Raw genomic sequence first — 18,803 nt, 5'->3', positions numbered from 1 at the left:
GGCGAGTTGCTGTGGCGAGCCAGGGCGGGTGTTGTAATCCGTCCTGACTCAACCGATCTTAATTAAAAATGAATTACTGTGCGGATAGACTTACCCTCATGCATCAAATCAAAGGCTTCGTTAATTTGTTCCAACGGCATGGTGTGGGTAATAAAGGTATCCAGCTCAAACTCACCGTTTAAATAGCGCTCGACATAATCCGGCAACTCAGTGCGGCCTTTTACGCCGCCAAAAGCGGTACCGCGCCACACCCGCCCGGTAACAAGCTGAAATGGCCGGGTCGAAATTTCCTGGCCGGCACCGGCAACGCCGATAATCACCGACTCGCCCCAGCCTTTATGGCAGCACTCCAGTGCCGAGCGCATCACATTAACGTTACCAATGCACTCAAACGAGAAATCTACCCCGCCATCGGTCATCTCAACAATTACATCCTGAATGGGTTTAGCAAATTTTTTCGGGTTTACTACATCAGTCGCGCCAAGCTTTTTCGCGATATCAAACTTACTCTCGTTAATATCAATAGCAATAATGCGGCTGGCTTTGGCCATTACTGCGCCAATAATGGCCGATAAACCAATACCACCTAAGCCAAATACCGCAACCGTATCGCCCTCTTTTACCTTGGCCGTATTCATTACCGCACCCATACCGGTGGTAACACCGCAGCCAAGCAGACAGACTTTTTCCAGCGGCGCTGCTTTGTTAATTTTGGCCAGCGAAATTTCCGGCAGTACGGTGTACTCCGAAAAGGTAGAAGTACCCATATAGTGATAAATTGGCTTACCGTCTTTAGAAAAACGCGTGGTGCCATCCGGCATTAAGCCTTTGCCCTGAGTAGCACGAATAGCCTGGCACAGGTTGGTTTTACCAGATAAACAGAATTTGCATTTACCGCACTCCGGGGTATACAGCGGAATAACATGGTCGCCCACCGCAACCGAGGTTACGCCCTCGCCTACAGCTTCTACTATGCCGCCGCCTTCATGGCCCAAAATAGCCGGAAATATGCCCTCAGGGTCTTCACCCGACAAAGTAAACGCATCGGTGTGACATACGCCTGTGGCAATAATTTTTACCAACACTTCGCCTTTTTGCGGCGGCATTAAATCCACTTCTTCAATCGATAATGGCTGGCCCGGGCCCCAGGCTACCGCGGCGCGTGTTTTGATCATTTGCATCAGGTTATCCTTTTTGTTGTTTGCACAGGCAAAAATCTGTTACCAGCAAGTGTAACCTGATTTTTATTTTTGCCATATCAGTATGAATAAAACTAAAATGCAAATCAGTTTTTCATATATGCAAAACTTAACAGGCAAAAGGCTGCGGTTAGAACCCCGTTTTGGTCGCCACAGAGTGTCTGAGCCCTGCCGCAGGCTGGCGACAAGTTCGTCTGGAACGAATTTGAACAGCTTCAGCTGGCCTCTGGTGTGTCGGGCAGGATAGCCCGACATAGTTGCTGTGGCGAGCCAAGGCGGGTGTTGTAACGTAAGCAGCCTTTCTTCGCCGAAGCCGATTTAACGACAGTTGGTTTAGAAGAGGCAGGTTTAATTGAAACAATGGATTGGCATTAGCGAATTTGTGGCAGTAGCAGAACTGCAAAGCTTTACCAAAGCGGCAAAGCAACTGGGTATTTCTGTAGCCCAGGTAAGCCGCAATATTGCTGAACTTGAAGCTACCCTGGCGATAAAACTGCTGTATCGCAGTACCCGCAGTGTTAGCTTAACCGAAGAAGGCTTACTCTATTTACAGCATTGCCGGCATTTAGTTGCCAGTTTAGAAGAGGCCAACCGCACTCTGGCTAACTTAAAAGCCACCCCGCGCGGCCAGATTAAACTTACCGCGCCGGTATTTTACGGCGAAACCCGTATAGCCCCGTTGCTGCATAACTTTATGCAGCAATACCCCGACACAGAGCTGGACTTACAGCTAACCAATAACAAGCTGGATTTAATTCAGGGCGGCTTTGATTTAGCCATCAGGCTAGGCACGCTGGAAAGCTCCAGCCTTATCGCCCGAAAACTGGCAAGCCGCACTCAGTATGTAGTCGCTTCACCGGCCTATTTAGCTAAGTACGGTACACCACAAAGCCTGGCTGATCTTGCACAACACCAGTGCTTAACCGGCACCGTGGCACAATGGCGTTTTATGCAACAGGGCAAATTGGTACAATTTAAACCACAGGGCCGTATAGTCTGTAACAGCGGCGTAGCATTGATGGATGCAGCACTAAAAGGCCTCGGGCTGGTGCAACTACCGGATTACTACGTGAGCAATAAATTACAGAGCGGTGAGCTGCGGGCTGTACTAAACCAGCTACGCCAGCCGGATGACGGTATCTGGGCGATATACCCGCAAAACCGGCATTTATCTGCTAAGGTACGGGTATTGGTAGATTATCTTGCCGCTAAGCTTAATTAAATGCACTTTTGTAGCAGCCTGGCTTGGTTGTCAGCCTGTGCTGTGATAGCGTTTTAGTATTATTTACTGCTTTGGATACATGATGAAACAACTATTTCTTGCTTTTACCCTGTTGCTCAGTGCCAGTTTTGCTAATGCCAGCAACACATTTAATGAAGGCGAGCACTATCAGGTGCTTAATACAACTCAAAGTACCAATAGCAAGGTAGTAGAGTTTTTCTCTTATTACTGCCCGTTTTGCTATAACTTTGAACCCATAGTTGCAGAACTGAAGCAGGCTTTGCCTGCCGGTATCAAGGTGGAAAAAATACCGGTATCTTTTCACGGTGGCAAAATGGCGCCAGCGGTACAACGCGCTCATGCCATGGCCGTATCACTTAACGTTGACGAACAGTTTACCCCTTTACTGTTTACTCAAATTCATCAGCAGCGCCAGCCGCCGGCAGACAGGGCAGCATTGCAAGCCCTGTTTAGCAAAGCCGGAGTAACCGCCAGGCAGTTTGACGCTAATTTCGATAGTATGCCGGTTACGGCTATGGTGGCCGATTTTGATCAGGCTATTGAGCAAGCTGCTGTGCGCTCAGTTCCCAGTTTTATTATTAATGATAAATATCTGGTTAATATCAGTGCAGTATCGTCACAGCAGCAATTTAATGATTTGGTAAATTACTTGTTAACATTAACACCCAGGGCGACAACCGAATGACAACACTGAAAATTGATCTGGTGTCAGATATTGCCTGCCCCTGGTGCGCAATAGGCTATGCCAGATTGCAACAAGCGCTGGCGACATTGCCGCAGCTACAAATTGAGTTAGAGTGGCATGCATTTGAGCTAAACCCGGATAAAAACGCAGCTCAGGAGCCAATCTTACCAGCGCTTAGCCGCAAGTATGGCCGCAGCGAAGATGAAATGCGTGCTGCCCAGGCCAATATGATGCAAATAGCTGCTGATTTGGAGCTTAACTTCAGCAAAATGCAGCAACGTTATACCTGTAATACTTTTGATGGCCACCGACTGGTGAAATGGGCCGCCACAGAGAATAAAGCCACTGCCATGAAGCTGGCATTATTCGAAGCCTATTTTGGTGAAGCCAAAGATGTATCTGACAGCGCCATTTTGGCCAACTGCGCCGAACAGGCCGGGTTAGATAAAGCTAAGGCTGAGCGTATTTTGGCCGGTAATGATTACAGCGATAGCGTAACTGAAGATATTGCTCAATATCAGCAGGCCGGTATTTCATCGGTACCGGCGTTTATTATTAATAACCGCTACCTGATCTCCGGCGCGCAGGAGCCTGCCCAACTGGCTGCCAGCTTACAACAAATTGCCGCAGAAATGGCTTAAAACACTATTGAAAATCTGTACCGGGCATAAAGCGGTAATGGCCTGTAATGCTGTAGTCAAACAGCATATCAGCCAGTACCGGCCCGGCACCGATATTATGCACAATCAACGGCCGTTGGCCGTCGGCAGAAGTTTTATTAACCACTATGCCTATGTGCGGCAAATTACCCGGTAACATCCAGGTAACCAGATCTCCGGGCTGGTAATTACTACCCTGCCGGCTTACCACTAAACTTTCACCGTGACGGCTGAAAAATGCTTGTAAATTCGGCACACGGCGATGATCAATATTGCTGTCTGGCCTGGTTAAACCCCAAATTCGTTTTGATGGATATAACGCAAAATTATCACGCATATCCTCGTGCACTAATTGCTGTAAATCGATACCCAGCGCACGGTAACTGCGGATCACTACATCGGTGCAAACACCCATATCAGCCGGTACATCGCCATTAGGATAAGCAATGCGCATATAGCGGCCATCATAACGCACCTTGTGCTCAGTGCGTTCAAGCGCAGCGGCCACCAATTTATCATTGAATGTGTCTGCCATACTGCGCAGCGGCAATAACAACAGCAGCAATAATAAGGTTAATTTTAAGTGATGGGGTAACACAAAGAAAACTGGCATTTAGCACTCCGCGCAAAACATTCAGACTCTGCGGTAAGGCTCAGCACTATGCCTAAAGTTCAGAAATTGCCTCACTAAATTCAGGTTGAGCTTAACACCGGCCTTTTTGCTTTCGGCAGGCTTTTAATCACTAACTGATACGAGTTCTCAATCTGCCGCTTTATTTCATTTTCCGGCACACTGCCATCAAGCAGTACGGTGTTCCAATGCTGTTTGTTCATATGGTAACCGGGCGTAATGGCAGGAAAAATATCGCGCAGCATCAAAGCTTCTGCCGGATCACATTTCAGATTTACCCGCCCGACACTGTGCTGCTCAGCTAAGATTGCAAAAATTTTACCGGCCACTTTATAAACATAAGTATCCGGGCCAAACGGGAAGTCTTCAACGCTTTGCAGTTGCATCAGGCAATGCTCACGGCATTGTGAAAAATTCATAGCTGTCCTTGATATCGGCTGTTAGTGGATCTATTACAGCAGCTTTATAGCACAGCATAATAAACACGGTGTGGCACAGGAAGGAAGTAAAATAGCGAAAGCGCCTGAGAAGCAAGCCTTCTCAGGCGTACCACAATGTTACTTCGCAACGATGCCAGCTTCCTGGACTTTTTTCCATTCTTCTTTGTCCAGTATCATGTCGCGGTTGGTGTCGAATTTCTCAAACAAGCCATTGTATAACTCGGCCTGGGTTAAACGGCTGTCGCCATCGCGATCAAAATCGGCTAGTTTGCTACCAAAACGGGTACCGCTAAACTCGCTTTCATCAATCATGCCATCACTGTTACGGTCCATCTTGCCGAAAAAACGATCACCGATATGTCTTTCGAACTCTGTTTTAGAAATTGAACCATTATTGTCCTGATCAATTTCATTAAACTTGCTGTTGGCCGCCAATGCCGAAGCAGACACCAGTGATAATGCTAATACCAGCGCAGAATTGATATGTTTTTTCATGTCAAATCTCCTTCAGTTGTTAAATAAACTGTGCTGCAAGAATGCAGCCGGTATTAACTACGCAACAGTTGTACCAATACATTTTCGCCGTGGTAAATAAACGCTTATACTGCTGATATTGAGCAACATATTACGTTTTATTACCACGGCTAAGGCCAGCAGGGTAAATACAGAACGCGGGTAATATTTGCATACCACCGGTAAATACTACTGCCGCAAAAGCTGAATAAATTACCCCTTAGTGTATTTATCCAGCCATTGAAACACTTCGTTATACCAACGCACGCGGTTATCTTTATTCAGGATCCAGTGATTTTCATCCGGAAAAATCACCAGGCGTGAGTCAATACCTTTACGTTGCAGGTTAGTAAAGGCACCTAATCCCTGTGCATAAGGTACGCGGTAATCTTTTAAGCCGTGAATAACCAGCATAGGTGTTTGCCACTTATCGGCCAATGCCGCCGGGTTAAACTTTTGATAGTCTGATTCTGCCTGCCAAACCGGGCCGCCTAAATCAAACTCCGGAAACCACAGTTCTTCCGTGCTGCCGTAAAAACTTGGCATATCATACAAACCAGCATGGTTTACCAGGCATTTAAAACCCGTTGGCCAGTTACCGGCTATCCAGTTCATCATATAGCCACCGTAAGATGCGCCCAGTGCACAAGCCCGGTTAGCGTCAATCCATGGTTGGGCCTGAACTATATAATCAAAACCTTTTTTCAGATCTTCCAGCGGCTTGCCGCCCCAGTCACGGCTAATCGAGTCGGTAAAAGCCTGGCCATAACCGGTAGAGCCATGAAAGTCTACCATCACCACCGCATAGCCTTTGGCTGCGTACATTTGCGCATTCCAGCGCTCGTTAAACATATTACCAAAACTGCCCTGCGGCCCACCGTGTACTAAAAACGCCATCGGGTATTTTTTCTTCGCATCAAAATCCCAGGGTTTTACCAGATAGCCGTATACCGTAGCGTCGTTAGCACCTTTAAAGCTAAATTGCTCATAGTCGCCAAACTGTACCTCTTTTCTCCAATTGGCGTTGATATCAGTCAGTTGCGTTAAGCTGCCACCATCCGGGCTTAGCTGAAACACCTCAGGAGGCATATCCAGTTTGTGGTTAGTAAACACAATTTTGTCACTGGCAACATTCAATGCACCGGCCGTACCGTCGCCATGCACTTTGCGTACATCACCGAAACTGGTGTTAATGGCATAGATGCTGTACTGGCCTACATCCTGAGTGGTGACATAAATAGTACGGTTATCCGGGCCGAATTTGTAATCACTGATTGAGCGATCGAACTCCGGCGCCAACTCATTGCGCTGCCCGGTTACCATATCCAGCAAGACTAAACTGAATTTATCTGCTTCAGCCTGTGGCTTGCTCATGGCTTTATAAGCCATAAAACGGCCGTCATTTGAAAAAGATGGCTGCGCATCCCAGGCCGGGTTTTCGGCTGTCATATTTTGCTTTTCACCGCCGCCTACCGCTACTTTAAAGATGTCGTAATTGGTATGCCAGGCCTGATCTTCAGCAGGAATTTTAGCGCTAAATACCAGGTTTTCGTTATCCGGGGTAAAAGCAACTTCGTTCATACCGGCAATATCGGTATTCCACTCACTCATCAGGTTAGTTGCATTTTTCACAATGCCCTTACCAAGCTCTGCAATATGCAAATGATTGCGGTACGGTGTTAGCCAGCTATCCCAGTGGCGTACCATTAACTGATCAAACGCCATGGCAGTATCTTTCTTCGCTGCATCCGCCGCTTTAGCATCCAGCGTACATTGTAGATTCTGGCAACCCGGCTTTACCGACAATGCCAGTGCCAGATGCTTATTATTTGCAGAAACTTTAAAACCTTCTACCGGCAGCGGTAAATCAGTAATTTGCAATGCCTCACCGCCGTATAGCGGCAGCTGCCATACCTGGTTTGTGCCGCTGCGGTTAGCAATAAAATAGATACCCTGGCCATCATTAGCCCACTGTAGCTGGCTTTCACGCCCGGCGCTCTGGGTTAAGCGGGTCAGTTTATTCAGATTGGATAAATCCATCAGGTATAAGTCACTGGACGTATCTGCCGGGCTAAAACCACCGTTGGTTTGGCCGTAAACCAAAAAACGGCCATCAGGTGACAACACCACATCATGCAGTTTATTAAACTGGTTTAAATGCTCCACCGTCAGTGGGGCTTTAGCCAGTGCACTGCCTGTTGCTAACAGTGCCAGCGTAAATAAGGTCTTTTTCATGCGTATTCCCTGGATTTTTTTGTTATAGGCTGAAAAAAATAAGGCCGCAGCAATGCTACAGCCCTGGTGCAATTATGCTTTGTCCATTTGCTGAATATTTACTTTCCAGATGGCCGGACCTTGTTGATGCACATTGTTGCCATTGGAGTCTACCGCTACCGTTACCGGCATATCCTGCACATCAAACTCGTAAATGGCTTCCATACCTAAATCGGCAAAGGCCACCACACGGGATTTCTTAATTGCTTTAGATACCAGATAAGCTGCGCCGCCGACGGCCATTAAATACACCGCTTTGTGCTGCTTTATACTGGCCACCGTTTTATCACCACGCTCTGACTTACCAATCATGCCAAGCAGTCCGGTTTGCGACAGCATCATGTCAGTAAATTTATCCATCCGCGTCGCGGTTGTCGGGCCGGCCGGGCCGACTACTTCATCACCCACCGCATCTACCGGGCCAACGTAATAAATAAAGCGGTTTTTAAAGTCAACGCCATCAGGTAAGGCTTCGCCTTTATTTAACATATCAGCAATGCGTTTATGCGCCGCATCGCGGCCTGTCAGCATTTTGCCGCTTAACAGCACGGTTTCACCGGCTTTCCACTCTAAAACATCTTGTGGTGTGACCGTATCTAAATTCACCCGGCGCACATTGGCGCCCAGCTCCCAGGTCACCTGCGGCCAGTCTTCCAGTTTTGGCGGCTGAATATCGGCAGGGCCTGTGCCATCTAAATGAAAATGCACATGGCGCGTGGCGGCACAATTGGGGATCATCACTACCGGCAAACTTGCTGCATGGGTTGGTACACTATTAATTTTTACATCAACTACCGTAGTTAAACCACCTAAACCCTGAGCGCCAATGCCCAGTTTATTTACTTTTTCGTACAGCTCCAGGCGCAGCTTTTCATCGGCGGTTTCTGCACCTTTAGCGATAAGCTCCTGAATATCTACCGGCTCCATTAAGGCTTCTTTGGCCAGTACAGCAGCTTTTTCTGCTGTGCCGCCAATACCGATACCCAGCATGCCTGGCGGGCACCAACCGGCACCCATTTTCGGTAAGGTTTCCAGCACCCAGTCGACGATAGAATCAGACGGGTTTAACATCGCCATCTTGGTTTTATTTTCCGAGCCACCACCTTTGGCTGCAATCATCACTTCAACATGATGGCCAGCCACCAAATCAATATGTACTACAGAAGGGGTATTGTCTTTAGTATTTTTGCGGCCACCGGCCGGGTCAGCAACAATAGAGGCACGCAGCGGGTTATCCGGATTTAAGTAAGCACGACGGGTACCTTCGTCCACCATCTGCTGCACTGTCATATCGGTTTTGTCCCATTTGACATCCATACCAATTTTAACAAAGCAGGTTACGATGCCGGTGTCCTGACAGATCGGCCGGTGGCCTTCAGCCGACATACGCGAGTTAATTAAAATTTGTGCTATGGCATCTTTCGCCGCCTGGTTTTGCTCTTTGTGGTAGGCCACTTCCAGCGCTTTGATAAAATCCAGCGGATGATAATAAGAGATGTACTGCAGCGCATCTTCGATGCTGTCGATAAAGTCTTGCTGGCGAATAACCGTCATGTTGTTTTACCTGTCCTGTGACGCCTCTGGCAGCGCCATGTTTAACTATTTTAGCGGGTGCTGGTATGATAGCGCGCATCAGAAACAGCGGCTAGCCCCATTCATGCAGCAGTACCTTATTCCGCCTCAAATTTACGGTGATACGCCGGACAACTTGCTAAGCTTCTTCTGCCACTTTGCACAGCAGCCCTGGGCAATGTTGCTGGACTCAGCCGCGCCAGAGCATGTTAACAGCCGCTATGACATTTTAGTGGCAGAACCACTGGCGACCCTGGAAGCCAAAGCCGGCCAAAGCATACTAACCGATGAGCACGGCGCCCGTACGTACAATGAAGACCCGTTTACCGTATTAAACTGCGCACTAAAACGTTATTTCCCACAACCGGTTAACAGCCCCCTGCCCTTTGTTGGCGGCGCTATGGGCTATTTTGGCTACGATTTAGGCCGCTATATTGAAAAGCTGCCTACCACAGCAAAGGCCGACATCAGCCTGCCGGATATGGCGATAGGCTTTTATCGCTGGGCGCTGGTGCTGGATAAACACCTTAAACAGTTATGGTATCTTGATTACCAAGGTGAAGCGCAGACCGGCTGGCAAAAATTACATAGCCGGTTACAACAAAAACTGCCGCAATCCGTGCCATTTAGCTTAAACGGCAGCTGGCAGGCCAATATGGATAAAACCGGTTACGTGGCCCGGTTTAACCAGGTACAACAGTATCTGCTAAGTGGCGATTGTTACCAGATTAACCTGACACAACGCTTTAGTACCGGTTATCAGGGCGATGAGTGGCAGGCCTACCTGCAGCTGCGCGACAAAAACGCCGCACCGTTTTCTGCCTTTATCCGTTTGCCACAGGGCGCTGTGCTGAGTATCTCGCCGGAGCGTTTTTTACAGCTACATAGTAATAAGGTAGAAACCAAACCGATTAAAGGCACACGGCCGCGTGGTATCTGCCCGCTGACAGATGAAGTAGAAGCCGATAACCTGCGTAACTCAGCCAAAGATCGCGCTGAAAACGTGATGATCGTCGATTTACTGCGTAACGATTTAGGCAAAGTCTGCCTGCCTGGCTCAGTAGCCGTGCCGCAATTATTTGCCATTGAGAGCTTTCCGGCGGTGCATCATTTGGTCAGCACGGTAACCGGCACTCTGGCGCCAGAATATACCGCCTGTGATTTACTGCGTGGCGCCTTTCCGGGGGGATCAATAACCGGTGCACCTAAGATACGGGCCATGGAAATTATTGAACAACTGGAGCCACAGCGGCGTTCAGTATACTGCGGCGCCATTGGCTATATTAACAGTAGCGGTGATATGGATACCAATATTGCCATCCGCACACTAATATGCAGCGATAACCAAATACACTGTCAGGCAGGTGGCGGTATAGTGGCCGACTCTGAAGCTAACAGCGAATATCAGGAAACCTTAGATAAACTGAACAAAATTCTGCCGGTGCTGGCAGCTAAGGAGCGATAAAGGTGCTTGCCGCAGAGTTTCGCCAGCGTTTTTTACTGCAAACGGCCGCCAAAGCCGGGGCGATACTGCATAGCGATAAACAGCAAGCCGCAGTGCTGATCCCCATTATTGACTACGGCAACAAACTGCATGTGCTGTTTACCCAGCGCGCGCTGCATTTGCGCCATCACCCAGGCCAAATCAGCTTTCCGGGCGGGCGTATAGAGCCAGGCGAGCAAAGCCAAACTGCCGCTTTGCGTGAAGCACAGGAAGAAATTGGCCTTGCCCCTACTGCAGTTGAGCTACTTGGCCGACTACCGCTGCAAAGCACCAGTACTGGTTTTACCATTGTGCCCTGGGTTGGTTTACTGCCGCCACAGCGCAGCTGGCTACTGCAGGCAGACGAAGTGGCCGGTATTTTTGAAGTGCCGTTAACGCATTTTCTGCAACAGGAAAACCGCCATCAGTTCAGCCTCAGGCTGCGTGGTAAAGTACAGCAACTGCATGCCATACCCTATCAGGATAAGTTTATCTGGGGTGCTACAGCAGCAATCTTGCATCGGTTGTGTTTACAGTTAGCTTGATCGTATTCATTAGTTTTTCTCATCTGTAATAAGCGCTGACCAGTTACTAACTGACTTACAGAACCTCTCCGCATGGGCTACAATGGTGCAACTTTGATAACGACCAAACAGAATAAATTATGATTATCAGCGCTTTTGACATGTTTAGTATCGGCATAGGGCCGTCCAGTTCTCATACTGTAGGCCCGATGCGGGCGGCGAAAAAATTTACCGACGATTTAACCAGCAATAACCTGCTTGACAGCGTTACCGGCATAAAAGTAGAACTGTTTGGCTCATTAGGCCAAACCGGCATTGGCCATGGCACCGGCAAAGCGGTCATTTTAGGCCTGGCCGGTTACCTGCCGGAAACTATTGACCCGGACGCCGTACCCGGCCTGTTAAAGCAAGTGAACGACGAGCAGCAAATCCGCCTGGCCAAGGTAAAACCGGTCAGCTTTCCGCGCGAAGGTGCCATAGTATTTCACCGGCGTAAAACCTTAAAAGAGCACTCCAACGGCATGGAGCTGATTGCCTATGATAAAGATAAAAACATCGTGCTAAGCGATGTGTATTTCTCTATCGGTGGCGGTTTTATTGTTAAAGCTGAAGATTTTGCCAAAGAAAAAGAAGCTGCCAGCCAGTTTGCTTCTGACAACCCGCCGCCGTTTCCGTTTGAGTCGGGTGCAGAGCTGTTGGCACTTTGTAAAGAACACGGCCTGTCAATTGCCGGTTTAATGCTGGAAAATGAAAAAGTATTACGCAGCCCGGCGCAAATTACCGATGAACTGAACAATATCTGGCTGACGATGCGTGCCTGCATTGAGCGCGGCATTAAAACCGAGGGCATACTGCCTGGCGGTTTAAAAGTAAAACGCCGCGCCCCGGCACTGTATAAAAAATTAATGGCAGAAAAAAGCAACGATCCGCTGCAGGTAATGGACTGGGTAAACCTGTTTGCCCTGGCGGTAAACGAAGAAAATGCCGCCGGTGGCCGTGTAGTTACCGCCCCCACTAACGGTGCTGCCGGTATTATTCCGGCGGTATTAATGTACTACGACAAGTTTATTCAGCCGGTAACGCCGGATATTGCCGTGCAATATCTGTTAACTGCAGCCGCTATCGGCATTTTATATAAGAAAAATGCCTCTATTTCCGGCGCTGAAGTCGGTTGTCAGGGTGAAGTGGGTGTGGCCTGTTCTATGGCGGCCGCAGCGTTGACAGAAATTCAGGGTGGTACTCCCTCGCATGTAGAAAACGCCGCCGAAATTGGTATGGAGCATAACCTGGGGCTAACCTGCGATCCGGTGGGTGGTTTGGTACAGGTACCCTGTATTGAACGCAATGCCATGGGCTCAATTAAAGCCATTAACGCCTCCAGGCTGGCACTGCGGGGCAGCGGCGATCAGAAAGTATCGCTGGATAAGGTTATTAAAACCATGTGGGATACCGGTAAAGATATGCAAACCAAGTACAAAGAAACCTCACGCGGTGGTTTGGCAGTAAATATTATCGAGTGTTAAGCCTTTTCAACAGCCAGGCTGCAATGGCCTGGCTGTTGCCATACAATGACAAAATCGCTGCGGCACAGCACTAGGTGAAGCAACACAGTTCTGCTATTATTACCGGCTGTTTGTTAACCCATCTTATCGCTGTTAACAGACAACCTATACTGATACCGCTTTGCTTGTGCAGGAACTCTTATGATTAACCACTTTCGCGTACTTGGTGTAAAAACCAATGCCAGCGATGACGATATTAAAAAAGCCTATAAGCGCTTCGCCAATAAATATCACCCGGACAAACTGCATGGCCTGACTGACGATGAAAAAGATCAGGCCGCTGCACAGTTGCAACGGGTAAAAGCCGCTTATGAGGTGTTATCGGATCCAAAACAAAAAGCTGCTTTTATCAAAGACTTTAACAATGTAATTGTTACCGACCCCGCCGCTGCAATGCAGGAGCTGTGGGATCAGTACTATTCATAAAACATCATGGTCGTGAACAGGTTATGGCAAACAAACTGAATATGGCGCGTATTCGCGCCCTGCAAACTGATGCGCTGGAAAACATTGAATCCTATATGGACCCGGATACCCCCAAAGCGCTGGAGCAATTTACCGCAAAGATGAAAGCCATTTTACTGGCTGATCCACAAATGCTTGAATCCGTGCCTGAGTATTTACCGGTAGCCTTGTACGGCCGGGTAAAGTTTCCACCAGCAGCCAAAACGCGCTGGCAACAATGGTTAAGTAGCAGTACAGCCCCGCTCTGGGACGAGTTTAAAACCTCAGTTGCCTTTAATAACGCCGACGTTGAACTGGTAAAAGCCATTCGTGCATATTCTGAAGCCCAGTTAATTGAAGCCTGTGCCGTGCTGTTTTTACTTGAAGGTGGCCAAATTACCGCCAAACGCCGTAACGGTAGCGAAACGTACAACGAAGATCCAAGCTACGACACTGATGACGACGGAGAAACAGACAACTATCACAGCGACTACGACAGTGACGATTACGGTAGTGATGACGATGACAGCGACGAAGAAGGTTACGACGATCAGTACGATGACATTCGCTTTAACGGAGAAAAACCTTAATGACGACCAACTTAATTGAGATTGCCGTAGCTGAAATTAAACAACTGGCTGTGGTAGAGCCAAAGCAAGCCAGCAAAAAATTTGAACTGATTGCCAACACCATGAGCGACGAGCAACTGGTAGAAGTGATTGAAAATATAGATATTGTTACGCTTACCCAGATTAACAGCGAACATGATATTTCGTTCCCTTCTATTATTTCTGAGCTGATGACACCCGAGCGTATTCGCGATATCGTTTGCCAGCAGCCGTTGTACTGGGAAGAAAAAATCAAAAACAATGCTGAAGAACTCAAGCAGCATACCTTTGATTTTTTAACGTATTTAATCCGCACTCAGGATAACGAAGACAAGCAAGCTGCTATTTTAGAATGCATAGCGGAAGACCCTGCCGGGCTGTTTTACTTATCTATTCCGTTTATTGAAATTTACCGCGGCGAACAATTTGCCGATGAAGACTTTTACGCCGACACCCTGCACGAAGAAGAGGAAGATTTAGAAGAAGCGCTCAGCTACACCGAACGGCAAATAAGTGAAGACGCTCACGGCCTGGGTTTTGACGATCCTCGCAGTTTACTTGCCTTAATACGCCAGTTAGCGCCGCAGGTAGAGCAAGCCATTAAGGCACTTATTCGTAACGAAAACTCCGGCTGGGAAGGTATTATCAGTAAATTTGCCACCGAGCTGGTGATGCAGGCAAAAGAGAAAAACCAGGCCACAGACGAATATGCCGAAGTGGACGATATGTTCAGTTTTCTCGACTAAGGAATAACGTCATGCAGTTAATGCTACGCGATAGCAGTTTTGGCCCGTTTTTAACTCAGGTACTGGATAAGGCGCAAGCCGACGATAAACTCAGCTCTGCAGAGCTGCAGCAAATAAAAAGCAAAGCCGTGCTGATGAGCTTAAAGTTTGCCGATAAGTTCTACAATAAGTACAAAATGCACCTGCTTGAACAAGCCGCACACGACATTATCGGCGTAGTAAGCTTAGGGTTGCAGGAACTTAGCGATAACGACCCTCAGCGTGCCCTAACACTGCTACTGGCGCCGGAGGGCGTGGTAAAGCCATTTCAAAAAGGCTGGAGCATGCTCAGCACCGTTAGCAAAAAAACCGGTAAGAACTCCCTGTACGGCGATGTGGAAGAACAACTGTTGCAAAGTATTTCCACACCGCCAGATGCCGAAGAGTGGAGCGGCTGGGCGCAGTACCAGCAGGCGCTGAGAGATCACCGGCGCAACCAGTCAATGCAGTTGCTGCAGCAGCAGTTTTATGCCCGCAGCCATTTTGACGAATTTGAGCATTTCAGCCTGGAAGAAGTACTGGCCGAAATAGTATTTTACCGTGCGCTTACCGGCGGTGAGAAAGTACGCCAGGATTTAAAAAAGCGCATCCGTAGTATTGAGCTGCAACCGCACTGGTTTAACGACACCTTTTTCCAACTACAAACTGAAGCCACTTTGGCAGAGCTGCCCGCAGCCAATGCCGACGCGATACGAGCTGACTTAGGCCAGCATTTTATTCCGGCTCTGCTGCGAACTTTAAAATTTGCCAAAGAGTATAAAACCATGGCGCAAACCGATGCTTCGCCGGAAAAGCTTGACGCTTTTGAAGGCAAACAAGGCTTAAGCAACCCGCTACTCGGCTGGCCGCAATACCTGGAACTTTAATGAGCTGGCCGTCATCACCGCCAGCTCTGGCACAGCGTCAGTTTTCTTCCAATTCAGCCTGATGTAGTTTAATCCATCCCTGCACAACAATGCTTAAAGCTGCGATGTTTTATGCTACTTTACCGGCTAAAAGGCGTACAGCCTCTATAATGGCTGTCGCCCCCTCTTTGGCTTTAGCCTGAAGAATAAAATGAGGGCCGTCAAGCTGCGCAAATGTAATGTCGCTGTAGGCCTGAACAAATTCCAGCCTTTTCTGCGGATTTACCAACATATCGTGTGCAGCGCCAATATATACAGCAGGAACAGACGACTTAAAGCCGTCGTATTTTGTCTGGGCGATGACTTTTAGCCTCAACTGAAGCGCCCTGGTGGGAACGGCATCTATCACAGTTTTGAACAATTCGATTTCTTTATTGCCGGCGCCTTTTCCCAGAAAGAGCAACCTATAGACAATGCCTGACAGCGGCAGATGGGCTAATTGGCGTATTGGTAACAACGACGCAAAGTGCGCCAGCAACTTTTTCGGTGCTGATAAGAATGAAGCAACGAAGATGATGCCTTTTAAATGCGGTACTGCCAGCTGAGATAGCAATGCGGCAATACCGCCGGAGAATGACTCGGCAACGAGAATAAAATCCTCATCCGGAAGACGTGTTAATATGCACTCTGCCAGAGATTTATAATCTTGCGCGCCCTCGTTTGGTAGCGGTAAAACTATTGCCTCTATGCCCTGAATATTCGCCAGCAGCGGGCCAAACAATATTCCGGTTCCATCCATCCCGGGTAATAGCACCAGCTTCAATTTTTACGGCCTTTTAACGCACTGCACCCGGGCTGGTAACTTGTTGTACCCTGCATCTGCATGGTGCGTTTGTACCCACGCGTGTTAAACACCATAGTCACGCTCAACTTTGTCTATCCTTGTTTTGAAGCTGGTATAACACAAGCCTGCTTTTATGGGATCACGTTATAATCAAACTCTTCTGTTTCCAACACATCAAACGCAACGGCACGGATACTGGCATTGTTATTGTCACACGACCGGGTTGAGGTTATTTTGCCGTGACGGCGTGTAACAATACCGGCATGAAACTCGGCATCGTGCGGCTCGCCCGGTGTGAAATTGGTTCTTCGCATAAGATCAAAAACCAGGTATTCATAACCGGAATTATTAAAACGAATAATATTTGCCCCACCGCCAGAGAATCCGGCGCTAGACAGAAAAAACCTGCCCTGCGGCGCTACTTTTGTTGCAGGGTAAGTAAGTTCAATCTTGTCCGGTTGCCCAAAACGGTATTGCATATAGCCGCTGGTGTGGCTGACATCCGCAGATGCGCATACAGACAACAGCTTGTGCTTTACTTCACAAGCGAAAATAACCTGTTCATCAGCACTGCACAAAGACGCAGGCTCATAAGCCAACAGGGCAGGACTTATCAGTGACAGAAATAGACAAAGAAGCCGCCGCATAGTGCCTCTTATTTCAGCTTCGGCAAAAACGATAAATCAACGTAGTACTTTGCCGGGTTGTCTTGGGCGATAAATACTCTGATCGTGTCCTGTTTAATATAAGCAGACGGGTCAAACCACAAATTATTGCTTTTAAAAATGTGTATGTCAGACGTGGCCGGGTTTTGCCATTGTGTTAGCACCCGAAATGGATGCCTGCCGTTAACAGACAACGCCGTATTCTGCTCAACCCCCTGGTACTGAGTTTTTATTGCCATACCACTGGATTTTAACATTTCGTCTTGCCGGCCTTTTAAGCTGAGAAATGCGATAATGCCGACGCCAATAATAAAGAACACGGCACCTATAGCCGCCAGAATTATCGCCACGCCCCACAGTGAAAAGAAACCATTAATTTTTGCATCTGACGGCCGGGTTGGCAGGTACAACACCTCTACCTGCTCACCTTGAGAATAACTGGCCGGGTTGCTACCGGTAGCTGACACAAATTCAATCAGCTGGCCTTGTTCAGACATAAACTGCACTACTGGCCGGTACGTAATTGAATTATCAGAGCGGGAAGCCAGCAGCTCAACAACCATACCGTCTGCCACTGCGGCTTCTTTTAAAAATGAGCTGGTGCTGTTGTAGGCAAAAAAAGCGCCCGCCAGCATAGCGAAGCCAACCAAGGTGAATAAATATTTAACGACTGCAATTGCTTTCATATCTGATCCCAATATAGTTACTTTGTTGTACTAGCCACTGTTAGTGGTTTACGCAGGCATTATCAATAACGGCAGCCGCAATATCGGCAGTAAGATAATTTTGTGCTTCTGCTGCAGATATTGCCATATGGCCAAACACCAGCCCATCACCGCTGACAGTTAACGTGCGTGACTCACAGGTTATGACTACCGGCATGGCTAAACTGCCGGATTTGCCCTCCCGTTGTAATCTGAGGTTTGTGCCATTAACCAGATCACCATCAAGATACCACTCATCAAAATAAGGGCCGCCGACCATATCACGATACACAAAGTTGGCATCCGGGTTAAAAATGCCGGCTACCGGGCTATGTTGCAACGCCTGGTTAAGCTGATGCGGCAAGCGCAACCAGCCCAATACACGGCCACTACCAAGCCGGTAGCGGTTATCTTGCAAGCTAAGGGGTATGGCCTCACGGGACGAATAAACCGGCCCGGCATTTTGCTGTGCTATAACAACAGCGTACGGATTTACCTGGGCTACAATGGCCACATGGCCATAGGGATTAAACAGCGACGGGGCATACACAATAATGTCATCCGGTGCTGGCATGGTATTGCTGCCGTTATGGTATTGCAGCAAAGCGCGCTGTTTATTTAAAGCTCCATCTGGCAGGGTTTGGTCAAAAAATGTTTTGGCGTGCCCGTATGAGTCCGGCATCTGATGGCCAAACCTTTCATAGTAATAACGTTTTACAAACTCAATACACTGGTATTTGATGCCAAGATTGTAACCGGAAGCGGTTAAATTTCTGCCATGCGATTGATTTACCCCGCCATTGTAGTAAATGCCCACGCCGTTTAATTCATCAATCTGCGTACCCGGCGCAACACTGCTACCCAGTGGCATGCGGGTAATAAACTGGTAGGCGCCAAACACTGCCGCAGTCACTAAAAATACAGCGGCCAGCCCCATGATTTTTTTATTCACAACTACATCTCATCTTTGATTAATACGGCACCCGGTTTTGCCAATAACGGCTTATCTATAAATAGCGTACTGAGTGACGGCTTAAATTCGCGGTGTTACCAACTTGCGGTTAGCCCCTTGCGTGGGAGCGAGAGTTTATTCTGCCAAAGGAATGTAAATCAAGCATTTTAT

General features: G+C 48.1%; 20 protein-coding genes. 10 read left to right on the top strand and 10 right to left on the bottom strand.

Annotated features, from left to right (window positions below):
* Positions 1-62 precede the first annotated feature (62 nt).
* Positions 63-1,172: an S-(hydroxymethyl)glutathione dehydrogenase/class III alcohol dehydrogenase gene (locus J3B89_RS15655; protein WP_433915372.1), complete on the bottom strand. Its 1,110-nt coding sequence runs from the start codon at positions 1,170-1,172 to the stop codon at positions 63-65.
* Between the two features lie 379 nt (positions 1,173-1,551).
* Here J3B89_RS15655 and J3B89_RS15650 point away from each other — a divergent pair, with 379 nt between their 5' ends.
* From J3B89_RS15650 to J3B89_RS15640, 3 genes are all read left to right on the top strand, one after another.
* A complete protein-coding gene (locus J3B89_RS15650; RefSeq protein ID WP_215398542.1) occupies positions 1,552-2,421 on the top strand; it encodes a LysR family transcriptional regulator in 870 nt (289 codons plus the stop codon).
* Between the two features lie 79 nt (positions 2,422-2,500).
* On the top strand, positions 2,501-3,127 hold the full coding sequence (locus J3B89_RS15645; RefSeq protein ID WP_215768302.1) for a thiol:disulfide interchange protein DsbA/DsbL: 627 nt from the start codon (positions 2,501-2,503) through the stop codon (positions 3,125-3,127).
* On the top strand, positions 3,124-3,768 hold the full coding sequence (locus tag J3B89_RS15640) for a DsbA family oxidoreductase (protein ID WP_215398540.1): 645 nt from the start codon (positions 3,124-3,126) through the stop codon (positions 3,766-3,768). Before J3B89_RS15645 ends, J3B89_RS15640 begins: the two co-directional genes overlap by 4 nt.
* A 4-nt stretch (positions 3,769-3,772) precedes the next feature.
* Here J3B89_RS15640 and J3B89_RS15635 read toward each other — a convergent pair whose 3' ends face one another.
* From J3B89_RS15635 to J3B89_RS15615, 5 genes are all read right to left on the bottom strand, one after another.
* On the bottom strand, positions 3,773-4,399 hold the full coding sequence (locus tag J3B89_RS15635) for a DUF1287 domain-containing protein (protein ID WP_215398539.1): 627 nt from the start codon (positions 4,397-4,399) through the stop codon (positions 3,773-3,775).
* Between the two features lie 80 nt (positions 4,400-4,479).
* Entirely contained in the window at positions 4,480-4,836 is a 357-nt protein-coding gene (locus J3B89_RS15630) for an MmcQ/YjbR family DNA-binding protein (RefSeq protein WP_215398538.1), read from the bottom strand.
* A 138-nt stretch (positions 4,837-4,974) separates the two neighbouring features.
* Positions 4,975-5,352 (bottom strand): EF-hand domain-containing protein, encoded by a 378-nt coding sequence (locus J3B89_RS15625; protein ID WP_215398537.1) that lies wholly within the window; start codon positions 5,350-5,352, stop codon positions 4,975-4,977.
* A gap of 231 nt (positions 5,353-5,583) precedes the next feature.
* Positions 5,584-7,605, bottom strand: coding sequence for a S9 family peptidase (locus J3B89_RS15620; RefSeq protein ID WP_215398536.1), 2,022 nt, complete (start codon positions 7,603-7,605; stop codon positions 5,584-5,586).
* Positions 7,606-7,677: 72 nt separating this feature from the next.
* Positions 7,678-9,198 (bottom strand): fumarate hydratase, encoded by a 1,521-nt coding sequence (locus J3B89_RS15615; RefSeq protein ID WP_215398535.1) that lies wholly within the window; start codon positions 9,196-9,198, stop codon positions 7,678-7,680.
* Positions 9,199-9,301: 103 nt separating this feature from the next.
* Between J3B89_RS15615 and pabB the strand changes: the two genes are divergently transcribed.
* The 7 genes from pabB (at position 9,302) to atcC (ending at position 15,488) form a co-directional block, all read left to right on the top strand.
* Complete coding sequence (pabB, locus tag J3B89_RS15610; protein ID WP_215398534.1) at positions 9,302-10,681, top strand: aminodeoxychorismate synthase component I; 1,380 nt, start codon at positions 9,302-9,304, stop codon at positions 10,679-10,681.
* Between the two features lie 2 nt (positions 10,682-10,683).
* The gene (locus tag J3B89_RS15605) at positions 10,684-11,244 is read left to right on the top strand and encodes a CoA pyrophosphatase (protein ID WP_215398533.1); all 561 of its coding nucleotides are present in this window, start codon (positions 10,684-10,686) and stop codon (positions 11,242-11,244) included.
* A gap of 119 nt (positions 11,245-11,363) precedes the next feature.
* Entirely contained in the window at positions 11,364-12,746 is a 1,383-nt protein-coding gene (locus tag J3B89_RS15600) for an L-serine ammonia-lyase (protein ID WP_251372479.1), read from the top strand.
* Positions 12,747-12,926: 180 nt separating this feature from the next.
* A complete protein-coding gene (atcJ, locus tag J3B89_RS15595; RefSeq protein WP_215398532.1) occupies positions 12,927-13,211 on the top strand; it encodes a cold adaptation protein ActJcold adaptation protein ActJ in 285 nt (94 codons plus the stop codon).
* 23 nt (positions 13,212-13,234) lie between these two features.
* Complete coding sequence (gene atcA / locus J3B89_RS15590; protein ID WP_215398531.1) at positions 13,235-13,819, top strand: cold adaptation protein AtcA; 585 nt, start codon at positions 13,235-13,237, stop codon at positions 13,817-13,819.
* Positions 13,819-14,583 carry a cold adaptation protein AtcB gene (atcB, locus tag J3B89_RS15585; protein WP_215398530.1) on the top strand — a complete coding sequence of 255 codons (765 nt, stop codon included), beginning with the start codon at positions 13,819-13,821 and terminating at the stop codon, positions 14,581-14,583. The genes atcA and atcB overlap by 1 nt, the downstream gene beginning before the upstream one ends.
* An 11-nt stretch (positions 14,584-14,594) precedes the next feature.
* On the top strand, positions 14,595-15,488 hold the full coding sequence (gene atcC, locus J3B89_RS15580) for a cold adaptation protein AtcC (protein ID WP_215398529.1): 894 nt from the start codon (positions 14,595-14,597) through the stop codon (positions 15,486-15,488).
* A 109-nt stretch (positions 15,489-15,597) separates the two neighbouring features.
* On the opposite strand, the gene J3B89_RS15575 is transcribed toward atcC, so the two are convergent.
* From J3B89_RS15575 to J3B89_RS15560, 4 genes are all read right to left on the bottom strand, one after another.
* A complete protein-coding gene (locus tag J3B89_RS15575) occupies positions 15,598-16,290 on the bottom strand; it encodes a lysophospholipase (RefSeq protein ID WP_215398528.1) in 693 nt (230 codons plus the stop codon).
* Positions 16,291-16,442: 152 nt separating this feature from the next.
* On the bottom strand, positions 16,443-16,790 hold the full coding sequence (locus J3B89_RS15570) for a hypothetical protein (RefSeq protein WP_215398527.1): 348 nt from the start codon (positions 16,788-16,790) through the stop codon (positions 16,443-16,445).
* Between the two features lie 176 nt (positions 16,791-16,966).
* Entirely contained in the window at positions 16,967-17,662 is a 696-nt protein-coding gene (locus J3B89_RS15565) for a DUF3592 domain-containing protein (protein WP_215398526.1), read from the bottom strand.
* A 40-nt stretch (positions 17,663-17,702) separates the two neighbouring features.
* On the bottom strand, positions 17,703-18,632 hold the full coding sequence (locus tag J3B89_RS15560; RefSeq protein ID WP_215398525.1) for a CHAP domain-containing protein: 930 nt from the start codon (positions 18,630-18,632) through the stop codon (positions 17,703-17,705).
* Positions 18,633-18,803 lie beyond the last annotated feature (171 nt).

It is taken from the genome of Rheinheimera oceanensis (assembly GCF_018831085.1).
Classification (GTDB): domain Bacteria; phylum Pseudomonadota; class Gammaproteobacteria; order Enterobacterales; family Alteromonadaceae; genus Alishewanella; species Alishewanella oceanensis.
This window is presented reverse-complemented; position numbering and strand designations above follow the sequence as displayed.

What these genes read in the sequence shown, in the direction of transcription:
- J3B89_RS15645 (WP_215768302.1), top strand. Translation starts at nt 2,501, where the DNA reads ATGATGAAACAACTATTTCTTGCTTTTACCCTGTTGCTCAGTGCCAGT.
- J3B89_RS15640 (WP_215398540.1), top strand. Translation starts at nt 3,124, where the DNA reads ATGACAACACTGAAAATTGATCTGGTGTCAGATATTGCCTGCCCCTGG.
- J3B89_RS15635 (WP_215398539.1), bottom strand. Translation starts at nt 4,399, where the DNA reads ATGCCAGTTTTCTTTGTGTTACCCCATCACTTAAAATTAACCTTATTA.
- J3B89_RS15630 (WP_215398538.1), bottom strand. Translation starts at nt 4,836, where the DNA reads ATGAATTTTTCACAATGCCGTGAGCATTGCCTGATGCAACTGCAAAGC.
- J3B89_RS15625 (WP_215398537.1), bottom strand. Translation starts at nt 5,352, where the DNA reads ATGAAAAAACATATCAATTCTGCGCTGGTATTAGCATTATCACTGGTG.
- J3B89_RS15620 (WP_215398536.1), bottom strand. Translation starts at nt 7,605, where the DNA reads ATGAAAAAGACCTTATTTACGCTGGCACTGTTAGCAACAGGCAGTGCA.
- J3B89_RS15615 (WP_215398535.1), bottom strand. Translation starts at nt 9,198, where the DNA reads ATGACGGTTATTCGCCAGCAAGACTTTATCGACAGCATCGAAGATGCG.
- pabB (WP_215398534.1), top strand. Translation starts at nt 9,302, where the DNA reads ATGCAGCAGTACCTTATTCCGCCTCAAATTTACGGTGATACGCCGGAC.
- J3B89_RS15600 (WP_251372479.1), top strand. Translation starts at nt 11,364, where the DNA reads ATGATTATCAGCGCTTTTGACATGTTTAGTATCGGCATAGGGCCGTCC.
- atcJ (WP_215398532.1), top strand. Translation starts at nt 12,927, where the DNA reads ATGATTAACCACTTTCGCGTACTTGGTGTAAAAACCAATGCCAGCGAT.
- atcA (WP_215398531.1), top strand. Translation starts at nt 13,235, where the DNA reads ATGGCAAACAAACTGAATATGGCGCGTATTCGCGCCCTGCAAACTGAT.
- atcB (WP_215398530.1), top strand. Translation starts at nt 13,819, where the DNA reads ATGACGACCAACTTAATTGAGATTGCCGTAGCTGAAATTAAACAACTG.
- atcC (WP_215398529.1), top strand. Translation starts at nt 14,595, where the DNA reads ATGCAGTTAATGCTACGCGATAGCAGTTTTGGCCCGTTTTTAACTCAG.
- J3B89_RS15570 (WP_215398527.1), bottom strand. Translation starts at nt 16,790, where the DNA reads ATGCAATACCGTTTTGGGCAACCGGACAAGATTGAACTTACTTACCCT.
- J3B89_RS15565 (WP_215398526.1), bottom strand. Translation starts at nt 17,662, where the DNA reads ATGAAAGCAATTGCAGTCGTTAAATATTTATTCACCTTGGTTGGCTTC.